Source organism: Caballeronia sp. NCF2 (assembly GCF_023631205.1).
GTDB classification, from domain to species: Bacteria; Pseudomonadota; Gammaproteobacteria; order Burkholderiales; family Burkholderiaceae; genus Caballeronia; species Caballeronia zhejiangensis.
Genome location: NZ_JALQDN010000002.1, coordinates 131,247 through 150,284 on the forward strand (window position 1 = coordinate 131,247; position 19,038 = coordinate 150,284).

Genomic DNA, 19,038 nt, shown 5'->3' on the forward strand with positions numbered 1-19,038 from the left:
GATTTAGCTCGCCGCGTAGGCGCCGTGCGCGTGCAGCGCGGCTTCGGCCTGTTCGAGATGGGCGACGGCGTCCTTGCCTTCGAGCGCGAGCAGATGCGCGACGAGCATCTCCGCCAGCGCCGACGCCGCGACGAGCGACGGAAAGAACGACGGCGATTCGTGCGCGAAGATCAGCGTGTGATCGGCGTTCAGCGCGATGGGCGACACGGCGCTGTCAGTGAGCGTGATGAGTTTCGCGCCGCGCTCGATCGCCGCCTGCGCGACGCGCACGGCTTCGACGGAATACGGCGCAAAGCTGACGACGACCACCGCGTGCTTTTTCTCGATGCCGCGCAGTTGCATTTCGAGCGTGCCCGCTTCGCCGCTGATCAAACTCACCGACGGCCGAAACAGGCGATATCCATAAAGCAGGCCGAACGCGACCGGATAGCACGACCGAAAGCCCGCGACGTGCACATGCGGCGCTTTCTTGAGCGTCTTCGCCGTATCGACGACGCTCTGCGCGTTTTGCGCGAGCGTGAGTTCGAGATTGTGCGATTGCGCGTGTGCGAGATCGCGGCTCAGGTGATTGTCGGCGCCGCCTTTGACGAGCGAACGGGCGCGCGTCGTCAGCGGCTCGGGGCGCGTGCGTACGCGGCTCACGAAAATTTCGCGCAACTCGTTCCAGCCGGGGAAGCCGAGTTGCTGGGAGAGACGGACCATCGCGGCGGGCTGGACCTTGGCGCGCTCGGCGACCTTGCGCATCGAGAGGACGGCGACTTCGTCGGGATAGTCGAGAAGGAAGGCGGCGCCGGCCTGGAATTGCGGGCTCAGATCGGGGAAGCGGTCGCGGATCGTCGCCGCGAGTTGGTCGAAGGTGGGCACGTTCTGGATGCTTGAGGAAGCGGACGCGCTATTTAAGCATGAGCGCGACGTGGAGAGCGGTCGCGCGCAGAAAACAAAAAAGCCGCTGTCCTTGTGGAACAGCGGCTTTTTCTTGAAGCTGGTGGCGAATCAGGGACTCGAACCCCGGACCTGCGGATTATGATTCCGTCGCTCTAACCGACTGAGCTAATTCGCCGAAAGAAGACGAGATTATGGCGAGCGTCGAAGCGGGTGTCAACCCCTTCTGCGCGATTTATTTAACAAATCGCGCAGAAGCCCGTCGATTAATCCTCGTGATAGACATTCGACTTGCGCGTGTCCTTCACGAACAGCATGCCGATCACGAAGGTGATCAACGCGATCACGATCGGATACCACAAGCCCGAGTAGATATCGCCCTTCGCGGCGACGATCGCGAACGCGGTCGCCGGCAGGAAGCCGCCGAACCAGCCATTGCCGATGTGATACGGCAGCGACATCGACGTATAGCGGATGCGCGCCGGGAACATCTCGACCAGCATCGCCGCGATCGGGCCGTAGACCATCGTCACGAAGATCACGAGGATCGTCAGCACCACGATCGCCATCGGCCAGTTGATCAGCGCCGGATCGGCCTTTGCCGGATAACCCGCGCTCTTCAGCGTGCCGGCGAGCGTCTTGTCGAACGCCGCGCCTTGCGTCTTCGCGTCGGCGGCCTTGCCGTCGTACGTGTTCACCACCGTTTCGCCGACCTTGATCTGCGCCTGCGTGCCCGCCGGCGCCGCCACGTTCTCATAGTTGAGACCGGCCTTCGACAGCGCGCTCTTCGCGATATCGCACGAGCTCGTGAACTTCGCCGTGCCCACCGGATTGAACTGGAACGAGCACTCGCCCGGATCGGCGATGACGACGATCGGCGACTTCTGCGTCGCGGCTTCGAGCGTCGGATTTGTGTAGTGCGCGAGCGCCTTGAAGAGCGGGAAGAAGGAGAGCGCGGCAATCAGGCAGCCCGCCATGATGATCGGCTTGCGGCCGATACGATCCGACAGCGACCCGAAGAACACGAAGAATGGCGTACCGATCAGCAGCGCAACCGCGACCATGATGTTCGCGCTGGTGCCATCGACCTTGAGCGTCTGCGTGAGGAAGAAGAGCGAGTAGAACTGGCCCGTGTACCACACGACCGCCTGTCCCGCCGTCAGACCGAAGAGCGCGAGCAGCACGATCTTCAGGTTCTTCCACTCGCCGAACGCTTCCTTGAGCGGCGCCTTCGAGGTCTTGCCTTCCGCCTTGATGCGCTCGAACACCGGCGATTCATGCAGTTTCATCCGAATCCACACCGAGATCGCGAGCAGCAGGATCGATACGAGGAACGGAATGCGCCAGCCCCAAGCGCCGAACTGCTCTTCGCCCATGATCGTGCGGACCGCGAGAATCACGATCAGCGAGATGAAGAGGCCGAGCGTCGCCGTGGTCTGGATCCACGCCGTCCACGCGCCGCGCTTGTTCGACGGCGCATGTTCCGCGACATACGTCGCCGCGCCGCCGTATTCGCCGCCGAGCGCGAGGCCTTGCAACAACCGCATTGCGATGAAGATGATCGGCGCCGCGATGCCTATGGTCGCGTATCCCGGCAGGAAGCCGATCAGGAACGTCGACAGACCCATGATGACGATCGTCACGAGGAACGTGTACTTGCGCCCGACCATGTCGCCGAGCCGCCCGAACACGATCGCGCCGAACGGACGCACCGCGAAGCCCGCCGCGAAGCCCAGCAAGGTGAAGATGAAGCCGGCCGTCGGATTGACGCCCGAGAAGAACGTCTTGCTGATATAGACGGCGAGCGAGCCCGCCAGATAGAAGTCATACCATTCGAACACCGTGCCGAGCGACGAAGCGAAGATGACCTTCTTCTCCTCCGCCGTCATCGGTGCGTGTGACACGCGCCCTTCGACCGTAGCCATGCATCGTCTCCTGTTCTGATTTTCGATTACATCGGTCCGCGATAAGGCGGCTCCCGGTGCAAAGGATTATTGGAACGAAAACTTACGGCGTTCTGACGCGGCGTGTCCGGACGCGAGTGACGTCCGAAACGACGATTTGCGCCGAAGCCGCGCATATGTGATGCGAACGACCATCTAAATTAGTCTATGCTCGTGCTTCGTGCGCGCGAAATGGGAATCCGCCGCGCTCGCGCTCAGGGTTTGTCCCGGGCAGGAAAAACCCGCTGAAGACTGACGCGGACAAGCGTTCCGGCGAGTCGCGGGCTGTCCTGATACACGTGATCCTCGATGGCGAGCGCGCCGCCGTGCATCGCCGCGATCTCCTTGACGATGGCAAGACCGAGTCCGCTGCCGTCGCCGTCGCGCCCGAGAATGCGATAGAAGCGCTCGACCACGCGCTCGCGCTCCGCCGCCGGAATGCCGAGTCCCGTGTCTTCCACTTCCAGATGCACGAGATCGAGATCGTCGTCGTCGGTCCGCACGCGTACGGTGATGCGCCCGCCCGCCGGCGTGTAGCGGATCGCGTTGTCGATCAGGTTCGACAGCATCTCGCGCAGCATCACGACATTGCCTTCCACTTCGACCGCAAACGGCGGCTCCTCATAACCGAGATCCATGCGTTTCGCGAGCGCCGCCTGAACCCAGTCGCGCACCGCGAGCCGCGCGAGATCGGTCAGGACGATGCGCGTGAATATCTGCCCCGTCGCGCGATTCTCGGCGCGCGCGAGCGCGAGCAATTGCGTGACGAGACGCGCGGCATGCTCGGAACTCATCGCGATCTGTTCTAGCGAGCGCTGCACTTCCGTCGAGACGTCCTGGCGCATCGCGAGTTCCGCCTGCATGCGCAGGCCCGCGAGCGGCGTTTTCATCTGATGCGCGGCATCGGCGATGAAGCGCTTCTGGAACTCCATGTTCTGTTCGAGGCGCGTGAGCAGGTCGTTGAACGACGCGACGAGCGGCGCGATCTCCGGCGGCGCGCTGCCGGCCTGCAGCGGCGACAGATCGTCGGGGCGGCGCGCGCGGATGTTCGACTGCAGCGCGTGCAGCGGCGCGAGCCCGCGCGAAAGCCCGAACCATACGAGGATGATCGCGAGCGGCAGGATCACGAACTGCGGCAGGATCACGCCCTTGATGATGTCGTTGGCGAGCTGGCTGCGTTTGTCGAGCGTCTCCGCGACCTGCACGAGCACCGGCTGCGCGCTGTGCGGATCGCGCCCGGGCGCGAGGCCGGGCAGATCGACCGTCGTGTATGCGACGCGGATATCGTTGCCGCGCAGCACATCGTCGCGAAACTCGACGATGCCCGGCTGCGGACGATCGTCGTCGTGCGGCAAGGGCATGTCGCGATCGCCGCCGACGAGTTCGCCGCGCGTGCCGAGCACCTGGAAAAACACGCTGTCGACGTTATCGGCGCGCAGGAAATCGCGCGTCGCGTCGGGCAGGCGGAGTTCCGCGACGCCGTTTACCGGCTGAATCTGGCGCGCGAGCACGTAGGCGTCGGCTTCGAGCGCGCGGTCGAACGGCCCGTTCGCGATCGATTTCGCGACCAGATACGTCACCGCGATGCTCATCGGCCAGAGCAGCAGCAGCGGCGCGAGCATCCAGTCGAGAATCTCGCCGAAGAGCGAGCGTGGATGCGTTTCGGCGTCGGGCTCGAGCTCGTCGGGCGGCGCGAACGGATTCGCGTAGCGCGCGTCGCGCAGCGCGTCGGAGTCGTCGTTCGCTTGTGCGTTTCGCTGAGTTTCGTGGGAAACGGGCGACGCCATGCGGCCTACTTATAGTGATGGCCGGCGGACTCGCCGGCGTGCGGCCCGCCCGCGCCGTTCGTCGTGGCGGCCGCTTTCTCCAGCGTGTAACCGAGACCGCGTACCGTGATGATCTTCGCGCCGCTCGGCTCGATCTTCTTCCGTAGCCGATGCACGTAGACCTCGATCGCGTTATTGCTGACTTCCTCGCCCCACTCGCACAGGTGATTGACGAGCTGCTCCTTCGATACGAGCCGGCCGGTTCGCTGCAGCAGCACTTCGAGCACGCCGAGCTCGCGCGCCGAAAGATCGATGACCTGATCGCCGATGGTCGCAATGCGCCCGATCTGATCGAAGGCGAGCGAGCCGTGCCGGACGACGGTCGGACCGCCGCCCGCGCCGCGGCGCGTGAGCGCACGGACGCGCGCTTCGAGTTCGTTGAGCGCGAAGGGCTTCGCCATGTAATCGTCCGCGCCGAGATCGAGACCTTTCACGCGCTCGTCGACGGAATCGGCGGCGGTGAGGATCAGCACGGGCATCTGCGAATTGCGCGCGCGCAGGCGGCGCAGCACCTCGAGACCGGGCATCAGCGGCAGGCCGAGATCGAGGATCAGCAGGTCGAAAGTTTGCAGGGAAAGGGCGGTGTCCGCTTCGACGCCATGCTTCACATGGTCGACGGCGTATCCCGATTGGCGGAGTGATCGGACGAGCCCGTCCGCGAGTATGCTGTCGTCTTCGGCAATGAGGATTCGCATCGTCGTGTGCGCCTTTGTACGCCATGCATGCGCGATGAAGCGCATCGGCATTGCCGGCACCGTGTGTCGCCCGGCGCGGCGGTCTCCAGGTGTTCGTGGTTCTTGCGTGCTTGGGCGACGTGGAAAAAAAGCTGCGCCACGCCGCGACAGGCTTGCAAAAACTACTGTTTTTTTATACAGTGTCTGCGTGAGTGGGAAGGGCGGTTTCGTATGCTCGATCGAGCGGCGAAAAACCCCGTGAACACTGCCTCAGACGCCGTTCATCATAGCAAAGGACGATTCATGGAAGAAAGCAAGAAAGGCCCGGCTGGCATGACTGCGGAGAAGAGCAAGGCCCTGGCCGCCGCGCTCTCGCAGATCGAAAAGCAATTCGGCAAAGGGTCGATCATGCGGCTCGGCGCAGGTGAGGCGGTCGAAGACATTCAAGTGGTTTCCACCGGTTCGCTCGGGCTGGACATCGCGCTCGGCGTCGGCGGCTTGCCGCGCGGTCGTGTCGTGGAAATCTACGGTCCGGAGTCGTCGGGTAAAACCACGCTCACGCTGCAGGTGATCGCGGAGATGCAGAAGCTCGGCGGCACAGCGGCGTTCATCGACGCGGAACACGCGCTCGACGTGCAGTACGCCGGCAAGCTCGGCGTGAACGTGCCCGAACTGCTGATCTCGCAGCCGGACACGGGCGAGCAGGCGCTCGAAATCGCGGACGCGCTGGTGCGCTCCGGCTCCATCGACATGATCGTGATCGACTCGGTCGCGGCGCTCGTGCCGAAGGCGGAAATCGAAGGCGAAATGGGCGACTCGCTGCCGGGTCTGCAAGCGCGTCTGATGTCGCAGGCGCTGCGCAAGCTCACCGGCACGATCAAGCGCACGAACTGCCTCGTCATCTTCATCAACCAGATCCGCATGAAGATCGGCGTGATGTTCGGCAACCCGGAAACCACCACGGGCGGCAACGCGCTCAAGTTCTACTCGTCGGTGCGTCTGGATATCCGCCGTATCGGTTCGATCAAGAAGAACGACGAAGTCATCGGCAACGAGACGCGCGTGAAGGTTGTGAAGAACAAGGTCTCGCCGCCGTTCCGCGAAGCCATCTTCGACATTCTTTATGGCGAAGGCATTTCGCGTCAGGGTGAAATCATCGATCTGGGCGTGCAGGCGAAGCTGGTCGACAAGGCGGGCGCCTGGTACAGCTACAACGGCGATCGCATCGGTCAGGGCAAGGACAACGCGCGGGAATTCCTGCGCGAAAATCCGGACATCGCGCGCGAGATCGAGAACAAGATCCGCGAATCGCTGGGCGTCGCTGCATTGGGCGAAGCTGTCGTCGCAAGCGCCGCAGCGGCCGACGACGAGTAAGCATCGAGCCTGAAGGAAGATGCAGACGCGCCGGCTCGGATCCAAGGCAGACCCGGCGGATAACGGAACCGGCGACGATTCCGATTCCGTCGATCGCTACGAGCGAAGCAGCGAGCGGCGCGGTGCATCGTCGAAGTCAGGCGGCTTCAGGCGCAGCAACAAGGAACGCGCCGGCGCGAAGTCATTCGCGTCGGCGCATCGCGTTTTCGAGCCTGTTAAAAGGGATGAAAGCAGCGTAGACGCGAATGATCGCGCGGCCCGCCTGGAACAAGCTCGCGCCTTACTGAAGCAGGCGACAGCGCAGCCGAAGGCGCCTGCCGCCGATCGCAGCCCGCCGTCCGCTAACCCGCCGGACCCATTCGAAGACGCCGATCCATTCGAGCCCTTCGAACAATGCGTGCCTTCCGAGCCATCGCCAGCCGTTTCCGGCGAAACGGTTTATAGCCGCTCCAGCCAGCGCACCCGCAAGACATCGGCAAACGAAGTCAACAATCCCAAACGTCCGCAACGCTCGTTGAAGGGCCGCGCGCTCGCGTTCCTGTCGCGTCGCGAGTACAGCCGCGCGGAGTTGTCGCGCAAGCTGCGTCCGTACGTCGAAGAAGCCGCTCCGCTCGAATCCCTGTTGGACAGTCTCGAGCGCGATGGCTGGCTGTCGAACGAGCGCTTCGTCGAGAGCGTCGTGCATCGGCGGGCGTCGCGCATGGGCGGCAGCAGGATCATCAGCGAGCTGAAGCGGCATGCCGTCGGCGAAACGCTCATCAGCGAAACCGCCGACAAGCTCGCGCAGTCCGAAACCGCGCGCGCCAGGGCGGTGTGGGAAAAGAAATACGGCGTGCCGCCGGAGACGCCCGCCGAGCGCGCCAAGCAGGCGCGCTTTCTGGCTGCGCGCGGTTTTTCGAGCGGTACGATCGGCAAGATATTGAAGGGCGGTGACGAAGATTGGAGCGAGGAAATCGTCGACGACTGAGCGCCCGTTCGGCTTGATCCGCACGCGCGTTCCATTCGTCAGGCACATGCCCGGCTCGAAATACCCGATATGCTAAAATTCCACGGTTTTCCCCGTACCGGCTCACTCCAGCATGCCTCTCTCGCCTCCCGCTCCCCGACAATTGCGTCATAGCCGCGCGATTCGAGTGGAAGCGTTCGAACGCGACGACGGCCTGTGGGATATCGAAGCCTGTCTAACCGATGAGAAGCCGCGCGACTTCCAGCTCGCGACGGGCGTCCGGCCGCACGGCCTGCCGATCCATGAACTCTGGCTGCGCATCACCATCGATCGCACACTCAGCATCGTCGACGTCGAAGCGTCGTCCGACTGGGCGCCGTATGGCGGTTTGTGCGCCGAGTCCAATGCGGTCTATCGCAAGCTCATCGGGCTCAATCTCCTCCAGAATTTTCGCCGCGAAGCCAACACGCTGCTGCGCGGCACTGCCGGCTGCACGCATCTCACCGAGTTGTGCGGGGTCTTGCCGACCGCAGCCATTCAGGCATTCGCGGGCGACGTCTGGAAGATCGAGGACGGCAATCCATTCAAGCAAGCCGACGCCAACGCGCAGCGCGACGAGCCGCCGTTTCAGCTCGGCCGATGCCACGCGCTGCGTTTCGACGGACCCGCGGTCAGGGAACACTACCCGCGCTGGTTCGGCCACGCGCCCGGCGAACCATCCAGATCCGGAACAACGGTGCAAGACAGGCCGGAGACAAAGTCCGCCTCGTAGCGCGCAAGCAGCGCTCGCGCTCACGCACGGAATTCAAACAAGAAAAGAATCAGCGGTTCAAGCAAACAGAAGTTCACTCCAACTCTCAGACTGAAGGAATCACGCATGAAGATTCACGAGTACCAGGGTAAGGAAATCCTGCGGAAATTCGGCGTCGCGGTCCCGCGCGGCAAACCCGTGTTCTCGGTGGATGATGCGGTCAAGGCCGCGGAAGAGCTGGGCGGCCCGGTTTGGGTCGTCAAGGCGCAGATTCACGCCGGCGGCCGCGGTAAGGGCGGCGGCGTGAAGGTCGCGAAGTCGATCGAACAGGTCCGCGAATACGCGAACCAGATCCTCGGCATGCAGCTCGTCACGCACCAGACCGGCCCCGAAGGCCAGAAGGTCAATCGCCTGCTGATCGAAGAAGGCGCGGACATCAAGAAGGAACTGTACGTCGGCCTCGTGCTCGACCGCGTTTCGCAGAAGATCGTCGTGATGGCGTCGAGCGAAGGCGGCATGGACATCGAAGAAGTCGCGGAAAAGACGCCGGAACTGCTGCACAAGTTCGCCGTCGAGCCGTCGACCGGTCTGCAAGACGCGGACGCCGATGATCTCGCACGCAAGATCGGCATTCCCGATGCATCGATCCCGCAAGCGCGCGCGATCCTGCAAGGCCTGTACAAGGCGTTCTTCGAAACCGACGCATCGCTCGCGGAAATCAACCCGCTGATCGTGACCGGCGAAGGCAAGGTCATCGCGCTCGACGCCAAGTTCAACTTCGATTCGAACGCGCTGTTCCGTCATCCGGAAATCGTCGCGTACCGCGATCTGGACGAAGAAGATCCGGCTGAAGTCGAAGCGTCGAAGTTCGACCTCGCATACATCTCGCTCGACGGCAACATCGGCTGTCTCGTGAACGGCGCAGGCCTCGCGATGGCCACGATGGACACCATCAAGCTGTTCGGCGGCGAGCCGGCGAACTTCCTCGACGTCGGCGGCGGTGCGACGACCGAGAAAGTGACCGAAGCGTTCAAGCTGATGCTGAAGAACCCGAACCTGAAGGCGATCCTCGTGAACATCTTCGGCGGCATCATGCGTTGCGACGTGATCGCCGAAGGCGTGATCGCTGCGTCGAAGGCCGTGGACCTGAAGGTGCCGCTCGTCGTGCGCATGAAGGGCACGAACGAAGACCTCGGCAAGAAGATGCTGGCCGACTCGGGCCTGCCGATCATCTCGGCGGACAGCATGGAAGAAGCCGCGCAGAAGGTCGTCGCGGCGGCCGAAGGCAAGTAAGCGCGTTCGCTTGTTGCCTTAAGAGAGCGTTCCACCAGATACGAATGGCGGCGCCTGGCTTTTTGCATGGCGACGCCAAACGAACAGAGGTCACTACATGTCGATTCTGATCAACAAAGACACGAAGGTCATCACGCAGGGCATCACCGGCAAGACCGGCCAGTTCCACACGCGCGCCTGCCGCGAATACGCGAACGGCCGCGAAGCGTACGTCGCGGGCGTGAACCCGAAGAAGGCCGGCGAAGACTTCGAAGGCATTCCCATCTACGCGTCCGTGAAGGAAGCGAAGGCCGAAACCGGCGCGACCGTTTCGGTCATCTACGTGCCGCCCGCGGGCGCTGCCGCCGCGATCTGGGAAGCCGTCGAGGCCGATCTCGATCTCGCGATCTGCATCACGGAAGGCATTCCGGTTCGCGACATGCTCGAAATCAAGGACCGCATGCGCCGCGAAAATCGCAAGACGCTGCTGCTCGGACCGAACTGCCCCGGCACGATCACGCCGGACGAGCTGAAGATCGGCATCATGCCGGGTCACATCCACAAGAAGGGCCGCATCGGCGTCGTGTCGCGTTCGGGCACGCTGACGTATGAAGCGGTCGGCCAGTTGACGGCGCTGGGCCTCGGCCAGTCGTCGGCGGTCGGTATCGGCGGCGATCCGATCAACGGTCTGAAGCACATCGACGTGATGAAGATGTTCAACGACGATCCGGAAACGGACGCCGTCATCATGATCGGCGAGATCGGCGGTCCGGACGAAGCGAACGCCGCTTACTGGATCAAGGACAACATGAAGAAGCCGGTCGTCGGCTTCATCGCGGGCGTGACGGCGCCTCCGGGCAAGCGCATGGGCCACGCAGGCGCGCTGATCTCGGGCGGTGCGGACACGGCTGACGCCAAGCTCGAAATCATGGACGCGTGCGGCATCAAGGTCACGAAGAATCCGTCGGAGATGGCACGTCTGCTGAAGTCGGTTCTCTGATCGAAGCAGGCAAATTACGCGAGGGTTTGGTACTCTTACTGATTCCTTTCGTAAAAGCCATTGAAAAGCGAGGGAGCGCTGCTTCCTCGCTTTTTTCATTTCAGCCTCATGCTTGAATTCTTTTCGACGCTCCATTGGGGCGCGGTCGTTCAGATCATCGTGATCGACATTCTGCTCGGCGGCGACAACGCCGTCGTGATCGCGCTCGCCTGCCGCAATCTGCCGGATCGGCAGCGCACGCGCGGCATCGTGTTCGGCACGCTCGGCGCAATCATCCTGCGCGTCGTGCTCATCGCGTTCGCGGTCTTTCTGCTCGACATTCCGTTTCTCAAGTTTCTCGGTGGCTTGCTGCTGCTGTGGATCGGCGTAAAGCTGATGCAGCCGGACCACGACGATCATCAGATCGACGCATCCGACCGGCTGTGGGCGGCGGTGAAGACGATCATCGTCGCCGATGCCGTCATGAGCCTCGACAACGTCATCGCGATCGCGGGCGCGGCCGAAGCCGCCGATCCGCGTCATAGGCTCACGCTGGTGATCTTCGGCCTGGTCGTGAGCATTCCGCTCATCGTCTGGGGCAGCACGCTGGTGCTGAAGCTGCTCGACCGCTTGCCCGCCGTCGTGCTGCTCGGCGCGGGTCTGCTCGGCTGGATCGCGGGCGGCCTCATCATCGACGATCCATTCATCGACCGATGGCCCGCGCTCAATACCGAACTCGTCGGATATGCGGCGCGTCTGGCGGGCGCGTTGCTTGTCGTCGCGTTGGGCTGGCTGCTCAAGCGGCGCGCGCTCGCCGACGGCAATCGCGCGGCGAGTTGATTTCTCCTAGGCCGTTCGGCTGACTGCCGCCGGAGCGGCTCCCTGAATACGATCGAAGCGTCCTGACCGCATTGCGCGGAAGGGCGCTTTTCTGTTTTTCAGGGAGTAGCAATGACGACGAAGGCTTCGGTTTTGGACGTGCCGCGCGAACGGCGCGCATGGTGGTTCGGGCGCACGAAAGATGCGCTGACACGCGGCTTCACACTGATCGAACTGATGATCGTGCTTGCGATCGTCGGCGTGGTCGCGGCGTATGCGATACCGGCGTATCAGGATTATCTTGCCCGAAGCCGCGTGGGTGAAGGCATGACGCTCGCGGCGGCCGCGCGCCTCGCAGTGGCGGAGAACGCGGCGAGCGGCGCGGATCTGGCGGGCGGATTCGCGTCGCCGCCGGGCACGCGCAACGTCGAGTCGATTCACGTCGACAGCGACAACGGGCAGATCACGATCGCCTATACGACGCGCGTCGCGCCGGCGGGTTCGAACACGCTCGTGCTCGTGCCTTCGACACCCGACAACGCCGATACACCTACGGCGCGCGTGTCGCTCAGCCGCGGTTCCGTGCAATCGGGGTCGGTGACGTGGGAATGCTTCGCGGGCAAGAAGACCGAGTCGTCGCTGCCCGCGCCGGGCGCCGGTCCGACGCCCGCGCAGGCACCGACATTGCCAGGCAATCTCGCACCGCCGGAGTGCCGCGCGTAAGCACTGACGCGAAGCGCGGCGGGAGGATTTACGTCGCCGCCGCGCCGTCGCGCCGTCGTTTTTGCGCGAAAGTTGGCGATTTGGTAGCAAAACCGGCCGTTCGACGGACAGCGGGGGCAAAGTTTTGTATAGTGCGCCGGTCGCCGACGTTCCCAGTTCCTCATGCCTTCCCAATACGCGCGCTTTCTCTGCTTCGCCGTTCTGTGCCTTGCGTTGACGTTTCCCTTCGCGGTCGTCAACCACACGTATCCGATTCCGACCTTCTACGCCGAATACAGCGCGCTCGCGCTTTATCTGGCGCTCGGTGCGACGGTTGCGCTCCTCGTGCGCGTCTCCGAGCCGAAGGTGCCGTTCGCATCGCCGGTCGTCGCATTGATGCCGCTTGCGTTCGGCGTGTTGCTCGTCGCGCAGACGGTGCTGTTGCCGATCGCGCAGCCATCGATGAACTGGCTCGGCGGCGCGTTTCTGCTCGCTTCGTTTCTCGCGGTGCATACGGGCTTCGGTCTCGTGCGGGCGGGGCTCGGCGAGAAGACGCTGCGTATCGGCGCGGCTGCGCTGATGGTCGGCGGACTGTTCGCGGTCTTCTGTCAGATCGTGCAGTTGCTGCATCTCGAAGTGAAATTCACGCCGTTCGTGGTCGCGTACAACGTGATGATCGAACGGCGCCCGTTCGGCAACATGGCGCAGGCGAATCACCTCGCGACCGTGATCGCGTTCGCGCTGGCGGGCGCGCTTTATTTCGTGCAGGCGCGTCGGCTGCCGCTCGTTCTGTGGCTGATCTTGTCGGCGATCTACTCGCTCGGGCTCGCGTTGACCGTATCGCGCGGGCCGTGGCTGCAGACGGCGGTGATAGTCGTCGCCGGCTTCTGGATGGCGTTCGTGCTCGGGCGGCCGGTCGCGTCGGAAGGCTTCGACGGCCCCGGCCGCCGCGATACGCGCGCGTGGATCGTCCCGATTCTGCTCGCGATCGTCTTTTTCGCGGTGAACGCGGCCGTGCGCTGGGCGAACGTGCGCTTCGATTTCGGGCTCGCGCAATCGGCGGCGGAGCGCATGCAGGAAGCGAGTCAGATCGCGCCGCGCCTCGCGCTCTGGAAGTACGGCTGGACGATGTTCAAGACGCATCCGCTGCTGGGCGTCGGATGGGGCGAGTTTCCGCGCTATCAGTTCGACCTCGTGCGCGATCTGGGCGGCGTCGAGATCGCGAACAACGCGCACGACATCTTCATCGATCTGCTCGCGAAAACGGGTGCGCTCGGCGTCGCGATTCTGGTCGCGAGCGTCGTATTCTGGCTGATTCGCGTGCTGCGCGCGCCGCAGACGCCGGCGCGCATTTTCGGATTGTCGCTGCTCGGCGTCCTGATGATGCATGCGCTCGTCGAGTATCCGCAGCAGTACATGTTCTTTCTGATGCCGGCGATGCTCGTCATCGGCCTTCTGGAGACGCGTCCCTTGCGGCTGGTTCCGCGTCCGCTCTCTTATGGCGTATATGTCGTGCTGGTGCTCGGCGGGCTCGCGGCGTTGTATCCGACCTTACGCGACTACAACCGCGCGGAAGTGCTGTACTACGGCTCGCGCCCGGCCGAGCAGTATCGTGAAAATCCGTCTTTCCTGTTCACGGCGTGGGGCGAATACGGTGCGGCGACCTTGCTGCCGATCAACGCGCAGAACGTCGAGGAGAAACTCGCGGCGCATCGGAAGGCGATTGCGCTGTTGCCGGGGGAGACCGTGCTGCGCCGCTACGCGGTGTTGCAGGCGCTCGCCGGGCAGAAGGCCGAGGCGCTCGACACGATGGCGCGCCTGAAGATCTTCGCGACGCAGTTGCACGACTGGCCAAAGCAGCTTTTGGCCGTCTACGATCTGGCGGACGAAGCGGGCAAGCCGCTGGCGTCGTTCAAGGCGGATCTGGTGAAGCTGTATGGTGTGCCGCTGCCGAATCAGGAGCCTTCGGAGGATGAGGAAGAAGAGTGAGCGGTCAGGGCGCGGGCGACGGCTGGTCGTCCGCCACCCAATCCCCCGACTTCCCACCGTGCTTTTCCATCACTTTCACATTGGTGATGGTCATCCCCCGATCCACCGCCTTGCACATGTCGTAGATCGTGAGCAATCCGACCTGCACGGCGGTCAGCGCTTCCATTTCCACGCCCGTGCGCCCGACCGTCTCCACGCGCACTTCACAGTGCACGCCGGGTAGCGCTTCATCGATCGTGAAATCCACCGCGACGCGCGTCAGCGCCAGCGGATGACACAGCGGAATCAGATCGGCCGTGCGCTTCGCACCCTGAATCGCGGCGATGCGCGCGACGCCCAGCACATCGCCTTTTTTCGCTCGGCCTTCGCGGATCAGCGCGAGCGTGGGCGCGAGCATCGCGATCGAGCCGCGTGCAACGGCCACGCGGCGCGTTTCGTTTTTCGCGCCGACATCGACCATATGCGCCTCGCCGGCGGCATCGAAATGGGTGAGTCCGGACATAGCGTCTCCTTCGAATGGGCGCCTATCATACCAGCGTGAATCCGCGCGATTTTCCGCACAAAGCCACGGTCCGGCGCGACGCACCGCGGACCTGAGACGCGCCGCGCGCAACACTTGATACGATAAGCCCGTTTCGATTCTCGAGCCGACTATCGGCGCTTCGCGCCATGCATTTCACACGTCCGAGCCGCGCGCTCGCCTCCCTCCTTTGCGTCGCCCTCGCCATGCCGCCCGCGGCGCTGGCGCAATCCAGTTCGCCTTCCGCGGGCTCGACCGGCACGCTCGCGGCCGCGCAACTGCGCGCGTCGCAGGAAAGCGCCAGCGGCGACGTGCCGGGCAACATCGCGGAAGGCGTGTTCGGCGTCTACGGCGGCGCGGAAAGCCGTTTCGCGAACCGCCCCGGGACGATGTCCGGTTTGCGCGCGCCGCTGTCGTCGGTGCAGCTTCCGGATCTCGGCGACGGCTCCGGCGGCTCCCTCACGCCGCAGGCCGAGCGCAAGGTCGGCGAGAAGATGATGCGCGAAGTGCGCGCCGATCCCGATTATCTCGACGACTGGCTGCTGCGCGACTATCTCGACTCGATCTCGTCGAAGCTTTCAGCGGCGGCGGCGACGCAGTATCTCGGCGGCTATCGGCCGGATTTCGATCTCTTCGCCGTGCGCGACGCGCAGATCAACGCGTTTTCGATGCCGGGCGGCTTTATCGGCGTGAACACGGGGCTGATTGCCGCGACGCAAACGGAATCGGAGCTGGCGTCGGTCATCGGCCATGAAATGGGGCACGTCCTTCAGCGGCACATCGCGCGGATGCTCAGCACGCAGGAAAAGAGTTCCTACGCCGCACTCGCCGGGATGCTCGCCGGCCTGCTCGCGGGCCTGCTCGCCCATAGCGGCGATCTCGGCATGGGCATCGCGATGGGCGGCCAGGCGTTCGCCGTCGACAATCAGTTGCGCTTCTCGCGCGCGGCCGAGCACGAGGCCGACCGCGTCGGTTTCCAGATGCTCGCGGCCGCCGGCTACGATCCTTACGCGATGGCAGCGTTCTTCGAGCGTCTCGATCGCGCGTCGATGGCCGATAACGGCGTGCCGCCGTACGTGCGCACGCACCCGCTCACGATCGACCGCATCGCCGACATGGAAGGCCGCGCGCGGCGCGTGCCGTACCGGCAGCCGCGTCAGTCGGCCGAATACGCGTTCGTGCGCGCCCGGGCGCGCGTGCTGCAGGTGAATTACGCGAGTGATTATCGCGAGGTCGCGAGCCGGCTCAAATCAGAAATCGAGGATCAGACGGCGCTCAATCCCGCGTCCAACTGGTACGGCATCGCGCTCGCGCAATCGCTGCTGGGCAATCACGACGCGGCCAGCGACGCGCTCGCGAAGGCGCGCGCGCTATTCGAGGGCGAGGAGGCGAGCGCGGCGGCGGCATCGGCGCAAGTGCAAAAGGAGGATCGCGCGGTTGGTCAAACGCAGCCGGCTCCGCGCAAGAAGAGCGGCGAGCCGTCGCTGCGCAACGCGGATGCGTCGACGATCGCGACGCCGCTCGACAACGCGCGCACGCCGCTCAATCTCGGAGACTCGGGCAACGGCAATGCATTGCGCGCGAAGAGCGACATCGTGCTTCCACCGGTTCGCGTCGAAGCCCGCTCGGCTCCGCCGGCGAAACCTCAATCCGCACCGCCGGCGCTGCGCAGCACGCCGAGCCTCGACGTGCTCGCCGCCGACATCGCGCGCCGCGCGGGCCGCAACGACGATGCGATCCGCCTCGCGGACCTCGCGCAAAAGCGCTGGCCGGCGTCGCACGCCGCCATCGACGTGCATCTGCAGACGCTGCTTTCCGCGCGCCGCTTCGCCGACGCCCAGATGCTCGCGCGCCGCGAAACACGCGCCGAGCCGACGCGCCCCGACTGGTGGTTCTATCTCGCGCAGGCAAGCGCGGGTCTCAACGATCCGCTGCAACAGCATCAGGCGATGGCGGAAAAGTTCGCGCTCGATGGCGCGTGGGCATCCGCGATCCGGCAACTGAAGGAAGCGCGCGACGTCAAGACCGCGAGTTTCTACGATCTTTCGACGATTTCCGCCCGGCTGCGCGATTTCGAGACGCGCTACAAGGAAGAGCGCGAGATGGAGAAGAACGGCTAGCTAGCTCAGTCTTTCTTCGCGGCGGCGCGTTCGGCCGGACTCGCGACGAAGCGAAAGCGCGCGGCGACATCGGCGCGGGCGATCGGCTGCACGGTCAGATCGACGCCGTCGCGCCAGTGGAACACGCCGCGTGTGCCGGCATCGTCGAGCGACGCGTGGTCCGCGAAGAGTTCGAGATCGTGATCGTGAAGGGCGGCGATGCGTGCGGGCGAGGCGTCATCGGAAAGGAGAATGCCGCCTGCGTCGTCGATCCAGACATGCGCCGGCTCGAACGGCGCGCCGCCCTGATCGATCAGCCGCAATGCGCCGTCCGCCGCATGCAGACGCACGATCCACGGCGTGTACACGAGCTCAACATACACGCGCTGCGGGCCGTTCTGAAAGAACCACTGGCCGTCGGCATCGCTTTCGTAGTTGCGGTTGATGAAGCCCAGCAGCGCCTCATGCCGGATCGGCGTGCCGAGTTCGCCGGCGGCTTGCGCGGCGTCGTCGCGCATGCGCCACTGACCGCGCCGGTCGAGCAGCAGCCAGCCCGTGCAGTGCGGAACGTTGGGCCATTTGGCGAGCGCCTGCTTGACGATGTCATCCATGACGGTTCACGAAACGAAGTTCTCCAGATAACCGAACACGCGCTGCGACAGCCAGTCGATCCGGCCCGGAAACGGTCCCGTCATGAAGCCGACGTGCCCGCCGTGGTTCGGCTGATCGAGCGTCACGCGCGCCGATACTTCCGCCGTCGACGGCAACGCGAACTCGGGCAGGAACGGATCGTTGCGCGCGTTCAGCAGCAGCGCGGGCACTTCGATGTGCTTCAGATGCGCGCGGATCGTCGCCGTCGACCAGTAGTGATTGGTGTCGCGAAAGCCGTGCAGCGGCGCGGTGACGACGTTGTCGAACTCGTACAGCGTGCGCGCGGCGAGCACGGCGTTGCGGTCGTAGAGACCGGGATACTGCCCGAGCTTCGCGAGCGCCTTCTTTTTGAGCGACTTCAGGAAGCTGCGCGTATAGACCATGCCGAAGCCTTGCGAGATCGCGAGGCCGCCCGCGTGGACATCGAGCGGCGCGGAAATGGCCGCCGCCGCGCTGATGATCGACGCGTCCGTGCCGCGCTGGCACAGCCAGTGCAGCAGCACGTTGCCGCCGAGCGACACGCCCGCCGCGACGATCGGCCCGCGATGCACTTGCGCGAGCCGCCGCAGAATCCAGTCGACTTCGGCGCTGTCCGCGAGATGGTAGAAGCGCGGCAGCAGATTGAGCGGGCCGCTGCAACTGCGGAAATGCGGCACGACGCCGTGCCAGCCGCGCGCCCGGGCGGCGGCCATCATCGTGCGAGCGTAGTGCGAATCGGAACTGCCTTCGAGGCCGTGGAAGAGCACGAAGAGCGGGGCGTTCGCGGCGGGTTGATCGGCGGGATCGGCGGGATCGGCGGGATCGTGCGCGAGAAAGTCGAGATCGATGAAATCGCCGTCGGGCGTATTCCAGCGCTCGCGCCGGTAACGCACGTCGGGCTTGCGGCCGAAGAGCGCCGGGACGATGGTTTGCGCATGGCTCGTGGGCAGCCAGCGCGGCGCGCTGTAGAGCCATTCGGCGGCGCCCGGCGAAAGCAGGCGCGCGGTTTCCTTCAGTGCCACGGCGGGCGCTTTGTCCACGAACGACGAATCGTGCTTCAACAACGGATCGCGCTTCATGGCCCCTCCCGACAGACGTCTTCTTCGAATTTCTTAGTGCAGCGGTCCCTGACCGTGACGCAGCTTCGCGGCGAACTGGCCCGCGGTTTCGATCGGCATCTCGCTTGCGTGAATATGCGCGATGCGCCACTCGCCGCGTTCGTGAACCATCACATACGTCGTGTAGATCATGCGCGGCGCGCTGGCTGGCTCGGCCGGCTGATGCGCCTCGGCGATCGCATAGACGACCGTGCCCAGGCTGTCGTACACGCGAATATCGAGCGGCTCGACGGTCACGGGCTGCGTCTCGAACTGCTTCGCGAGACCCGCGCGGATGCTTTCCAGCCCGTGCAGATGCGTGCCGTCCGCGCACACGCAGGTGGCGAACTCCTCGTCGATCCACAACGACATCACCGTGTCGATGCTGTTGTCCGCGACTGCCTGATAGTAAGCGTTGAGGGTATCGGCGGCGGCTTCGAAGAGGCGGGCGAAACGTGGCATGGCTCGTGGGTCTCTGGCATTCGATGCTTCACGCCAACGAAACGGCGCGCTGCAACGGTCATTGGTCAAAGCA

17 protein-coding genes and 1 tRNA gene are annotated in these 19,038 nt (G+C 64.5%); 9 read left to right on the forward strand and 9 right to left on the reverse strand.

Annotated elements, in window-relative coordinates; translation table 11 throughout:
• Nucleotides 1-3 precede the first annotated feature (3 nt).
• The 5 genes from NCS02_RS02810 to NCS02_RS02830 form a co-directional block, all read right to left on the reverse strand.
• On the reverse strand, nucleotides 4-864 hold the full coding sequence (locus tag NCS02_RS02810; protein ID WP_175979834.1) for a MurR/RpiR family transcriptional regulator: 861 nt from the start codon (nucleotides 862-864) through the stop codon (nucleotides 4-6).
• A gap of 119 nt (nucleotides 865-983) precedes the next feature.
• Nucleotides 984-1,060 (reverse strand) — tRNA-Met (locus NCS02_RS02815).
• A gap of 88 nt (nucleotides 1,061-1,148) precedes the next feature.
• Nucleotides 1,149-2,807: an MFS transporter gene (locus NCS02_RS02820; RefSeq protein WP_008351365.1), complete on the reverse strand. Its 1,659-nt coding sequence runs from the start codon at nucleotides 2,805-2,807 to the stop codon at nucleotides 1,149-1,151.
• 233 nt (nucleotides 2,808-3,040) lie between these two features.
• Nucleotides 3,041-4,612, reverse strand: a complete 1,572-nt coding sequence (locus tag NCS02_RS02825; RefSeq protein ID WP_008351363.1) for a sensor histidine kinase — start codon at nucleotides 4,610-4,612, stop codon at nucleotides 3,041-3,043.
• Nucleotides 4,613-4,617: 5 nt separating this feature from the next.
• Nucleotides 4,618-5,346 carry a response regulator transcription factor gene (locus NCS02_RS02830; RefSeq protein WP_250480300.1) on the reverse strand — a complete coding sequence of 243 codons (729 nt, stop codon included), beginning with the start codon at nucleotides 5,344-5,346 and terminating at the stop codon, nucleotides 4,618-4,620.
• A 282-nt stretch (nucleotides 5,347-5,628) separates the two neighbouring features.
• On the opposite strand from NCS02_RS02830, the gene recA reads away from it, so the two are divergent.
• The 8 genes from recA to NCS02_RS02870 all read left to right on the forward strand — a co-directional run bounded on the left by recA (nucleotide 5,629) and on the right by NCS02_RS02870 (nucleotide 14,157).
• Nucleotides 5,629-6,699, forward strand: coding sequence for a recombinase RecA (gene recA, locus NCS02_RS02835; RefSeq protein ID WP_008351360.1), 1,071 nt, complete (start codon nucleotides 5,629-5,631; stop codon nucleotides 6,697-6,699).
• Nucleotides 6,700-6,718: 19 nt separating this feature from the next.
• On the forward strand, nucleotides 6,719-7,666 hold the full coding sequence (gene recX, locus NCS02_RS02840) for a recombination regulator RecX (protein ID WP_250481482.1): 948 nt from the start codon (nucleotides 6,719-6,721) through the stop codon (nucleotides 7,664-7,666).
• A 112-nt stretch (nucleotides 7,667-7,778) separates the two neighbouring features.
• Nucleotides 7,779-8,417, forward strand: coding sequence for a DUF2889 domain-containing protein (locus NCS02_RS02845; protein ID WP_034470713.1), 639 nt, complete (start codon nucleotides 7,779-7,781; stop codon nucleotides 8,415-8,417).
• A gap of 105 nt (nucleotides 8,418-8,522) precedes the next feature.
• Nucleotides 8,523-9,689 carry an ADP-forming succinate--CoA ligase subunit beta gene (gene sucC, locus NCS02_RS02850; RefSeq protein ID WP_008351353.1) on the forward strand — a complete coding sequence of 389 codons (1,167 nt, stop codon included), beginning with the start codon at nucleotides 8,523-8,525 and terminating at the stop codon, nucleotides 9,687-9,689.
• Between the two features lie 97 nt (nucleotides 9,690-9,786).
• A complete protein-coding gene (gene sucD, locus NCS02_RS02855; protein WP_008351350.1) occupies nucleotides 9,787-10,668 on the forward strand; it encodes a succinate--CoA ligase subunit alpha in 882 nt (293 codons plus the stop codon).
• 108 nt (nucleotides 10,669-10,776) lie between these two features.
• Nucleotides 10,777-11,487 (forward strand): TerC family protein, encoded by a 711-nt coding sequence (locus NCS02_RS02860; RefSeq protein WP_250481484.1) that lies wholly within the window; start codon nucleotides 10,777-10,779, stop codon nucleotides 11,485-11,487.
• Nucleotides 11,488-11,598: 111 nt separating this feature from the next.
• Nucleotides 11,599-12,189, forward strand: coding sequence for a pilin (locus NCS02_RS02865; protein ID WP_008351347.1), 591 nt, complete (start codon nucleotides 11,599-11,601; stop codon nucleotides 12,187-12,189).
• 162 nt (nucleotides 12,190-12,351) lie between these two features.
• Nucleotides 12,352-14,157, forward strand: a complete 1,806-nt coding sequence (locus NCS02_RS02870) for a PglL family O-oligosaccharyltransferase (protein ID WP_244807708.1) — start codon at nucleotides 12,352-12,354, stop codon at nucleotides 14,155-14,157.
• A gap of 4 nt (nucleotides 14,158-14,161) precedes the next feature.
• On the opposite strand, the gene moaC is transcribed toward NCS02_RS02870, so the two are convergent.
• Nucleotides 14,162-14,659 (reverse strand): cyclic pyranopterin monophosphate synthase MoaC, encoded by a 498-nt coding sequence (gene moaC / locus NCS02_RS02875; RefSeq protein ID WP_008351343.1) that lies wholly within the window; start codon nucleotides 14,657-14,659, stop codon nucleotides 14,162-14,164.
• 167 nt (nucleotides 14,660-14,826) lie between these two features.
• Here moaC and NCS02_RS02880 point away from each other — a divergent pair, with 167 nt between their 5' ends.
• Entirely contained in the window at nucleotides 14,827-16,797 is a 1,971-nt protein-coding gene (locus NCS02_RS02880) for a M48 family metalloprotease (RefSeq protein WP_244807709.1), read from the forward strand.
• A gap of 5 nt (nucleotides 16,798-16,802) precedes the next feature.
• On the opposite strand, the gene NCS02_RS02885 is transcribed toward NCS02_RS02880, so the two are convergent.
• Genes NCS02_RS02885 through NCS02_RS02895 form a run of 3 tightly spaced genes read right to left on the reverse strand, consistent with a single transcriptional unit; the run spans nucleotide 16,803 to nucleotide 18,965 of the window.
• Entirely contained in the window at nucleotides 16,803-17,387 is a 585-nt protein-coding gene (locus NCS02_RS02885) for a DUF2946 family protein (protein ID WP_250481486.1), read from the reverse strand.
• 6 nt (nucleotides 17,388-17,393) lie between these two features.
• Nucleotides 17,394-18,485 (reverse strand): YheT family hydrolase, encoded by a 1,092-nt coding sequence (locus NCS02_RS02890; protein WP_244807711.1) that lies wholly within the window; start codon nucleotides 18,483-18,485, stop codon nucleotides 17,394-17,396.
• A 33-nt stretch (nucleotides 18,486-18,518) separates the two neighbouring features.
• Complete coding sequence (locus NCS02_RS02895) at nucleotides 18,519-18,965, reverse strand: nuclear transport factor 2 family protein (RefSeq protein ID WP_008351336.1); 447 nt, start codon at nucleotides 18,963-18,965, stop codon at nucleotides 18,519-18,521.
• Nucleotides 18,966-19,038: the final 73 nt, after the last annotated feature.

Bases quoted from the DNA above. Each gene is read 5' to 3' on its own strand.
- recA (WP_008351360.1), top strand. From the start codon at position 5,629: ATGGAAGAAAGCAAGAAAGGCCCGGCTGGCATGACTGCGGAGAAGAGC.
- NCS02_RS02885 (WP_250481486.1), bottom strand. From the start codon at position 17,387: ATGGATGACATCGTCAAGCAGGCGCTCGCCAAATGGCCCAACGTTCCG.
- NCS02_RS02880 (WP_244807709.1), top strand. From the start codon at position 14,827: ATGCATTTCACACGTCCGAGCCGCGCGCTCGCCTCCCTCCTTTGCGTC.
- sucD (WP_008351350.1), top strand. From the start codon at position 9,787: ATGTCGATTCTGATCAACAAAGACACGAAGGTCATCACGCAGGGCATC.
- NCS02_RS02895 (WP_008351336.1), bottom strand. From the start codon at position 18,965: ATGCCACGTTTCGCCCGCCTCTTCGAAGCCGCCGCCGATACCCTCAAC.
- moaC (WP_008351343.1), bottom strand. From the start codon at position 14,659: ATGTCCGGACTCACCCATTTCGATGCCGCCGGCGAGGCGCATATGGTC.
- NCS02_RS02870 (WP_244807708.1), top strand. From the start codon at position 12,352: ATGCCTTCCCAATACGCGCGCTTTCTCTGCTTCGCCGTTCTGTGCCTT.
- NCS02_RS02890 (WP_244807711.1), bottom strand. From the start codon at position 18,485: ATGAAGCGCGATCCGTTGTTGAAGCACGATTCGTCGTTCGTGGACAAA.
- NCS02_RS02830 (WP_250480300.1), bottom strand. From the start codon at position 5,346: ATGCGAATCCTCATTGCCGAAGACGACAGCATACTCGCGGACGGGCTC.
- NCS02_RS02860 (WP_250481484.1), top strand. From the start codon at position 10,777: ATGCTTGAATTCTTTTCGACGCTCCATTGGGGCGCGGTCGTTCAGATC.
- NCS02_RS02820 (WP_008351365.1), bottom strand. From the start codon at position 2,807: ATGGCTACGGTCGAAGGGCGCGTGTCACACGCACCGATGACGGCGGAG.
- NCS02_RS02865 (WP_008351347.1), top strand. From the start codon at position 11,599: ATGACGACGAAGGCTTCGGTTTTGGACGTGCCGCGCGAACGGCGCGCA.
- recX (WP_250481482.1), top strand. From the start codon at position 6,719: ATGCAGACGCGCCGGCTCGGATCCAAGGCAGACCCGGCGGATAACGGA.
- sucC (WP_008351353.1), top strand. From the start codon at position 8,523: ATGAAGATTCACGAGTACCAGGGTAAGGAAATCCTGCGGAAATTCGGC.
- NCS02_RS02825 (WP_008351363.1), bottom strand. From the start codon at position 4,612: ATGGCGTCGCCCGTTTCCCACGAAACTCAGCGAAACGCACAAGCGAAC.
- NCS02_RS02845 (WP_034470713.1), top strand. From the start codon at position 7,779: ATGCCTCTCTCGCCTCCCGCTCCCCGACAATTGCGTCATAGCCGCGCG.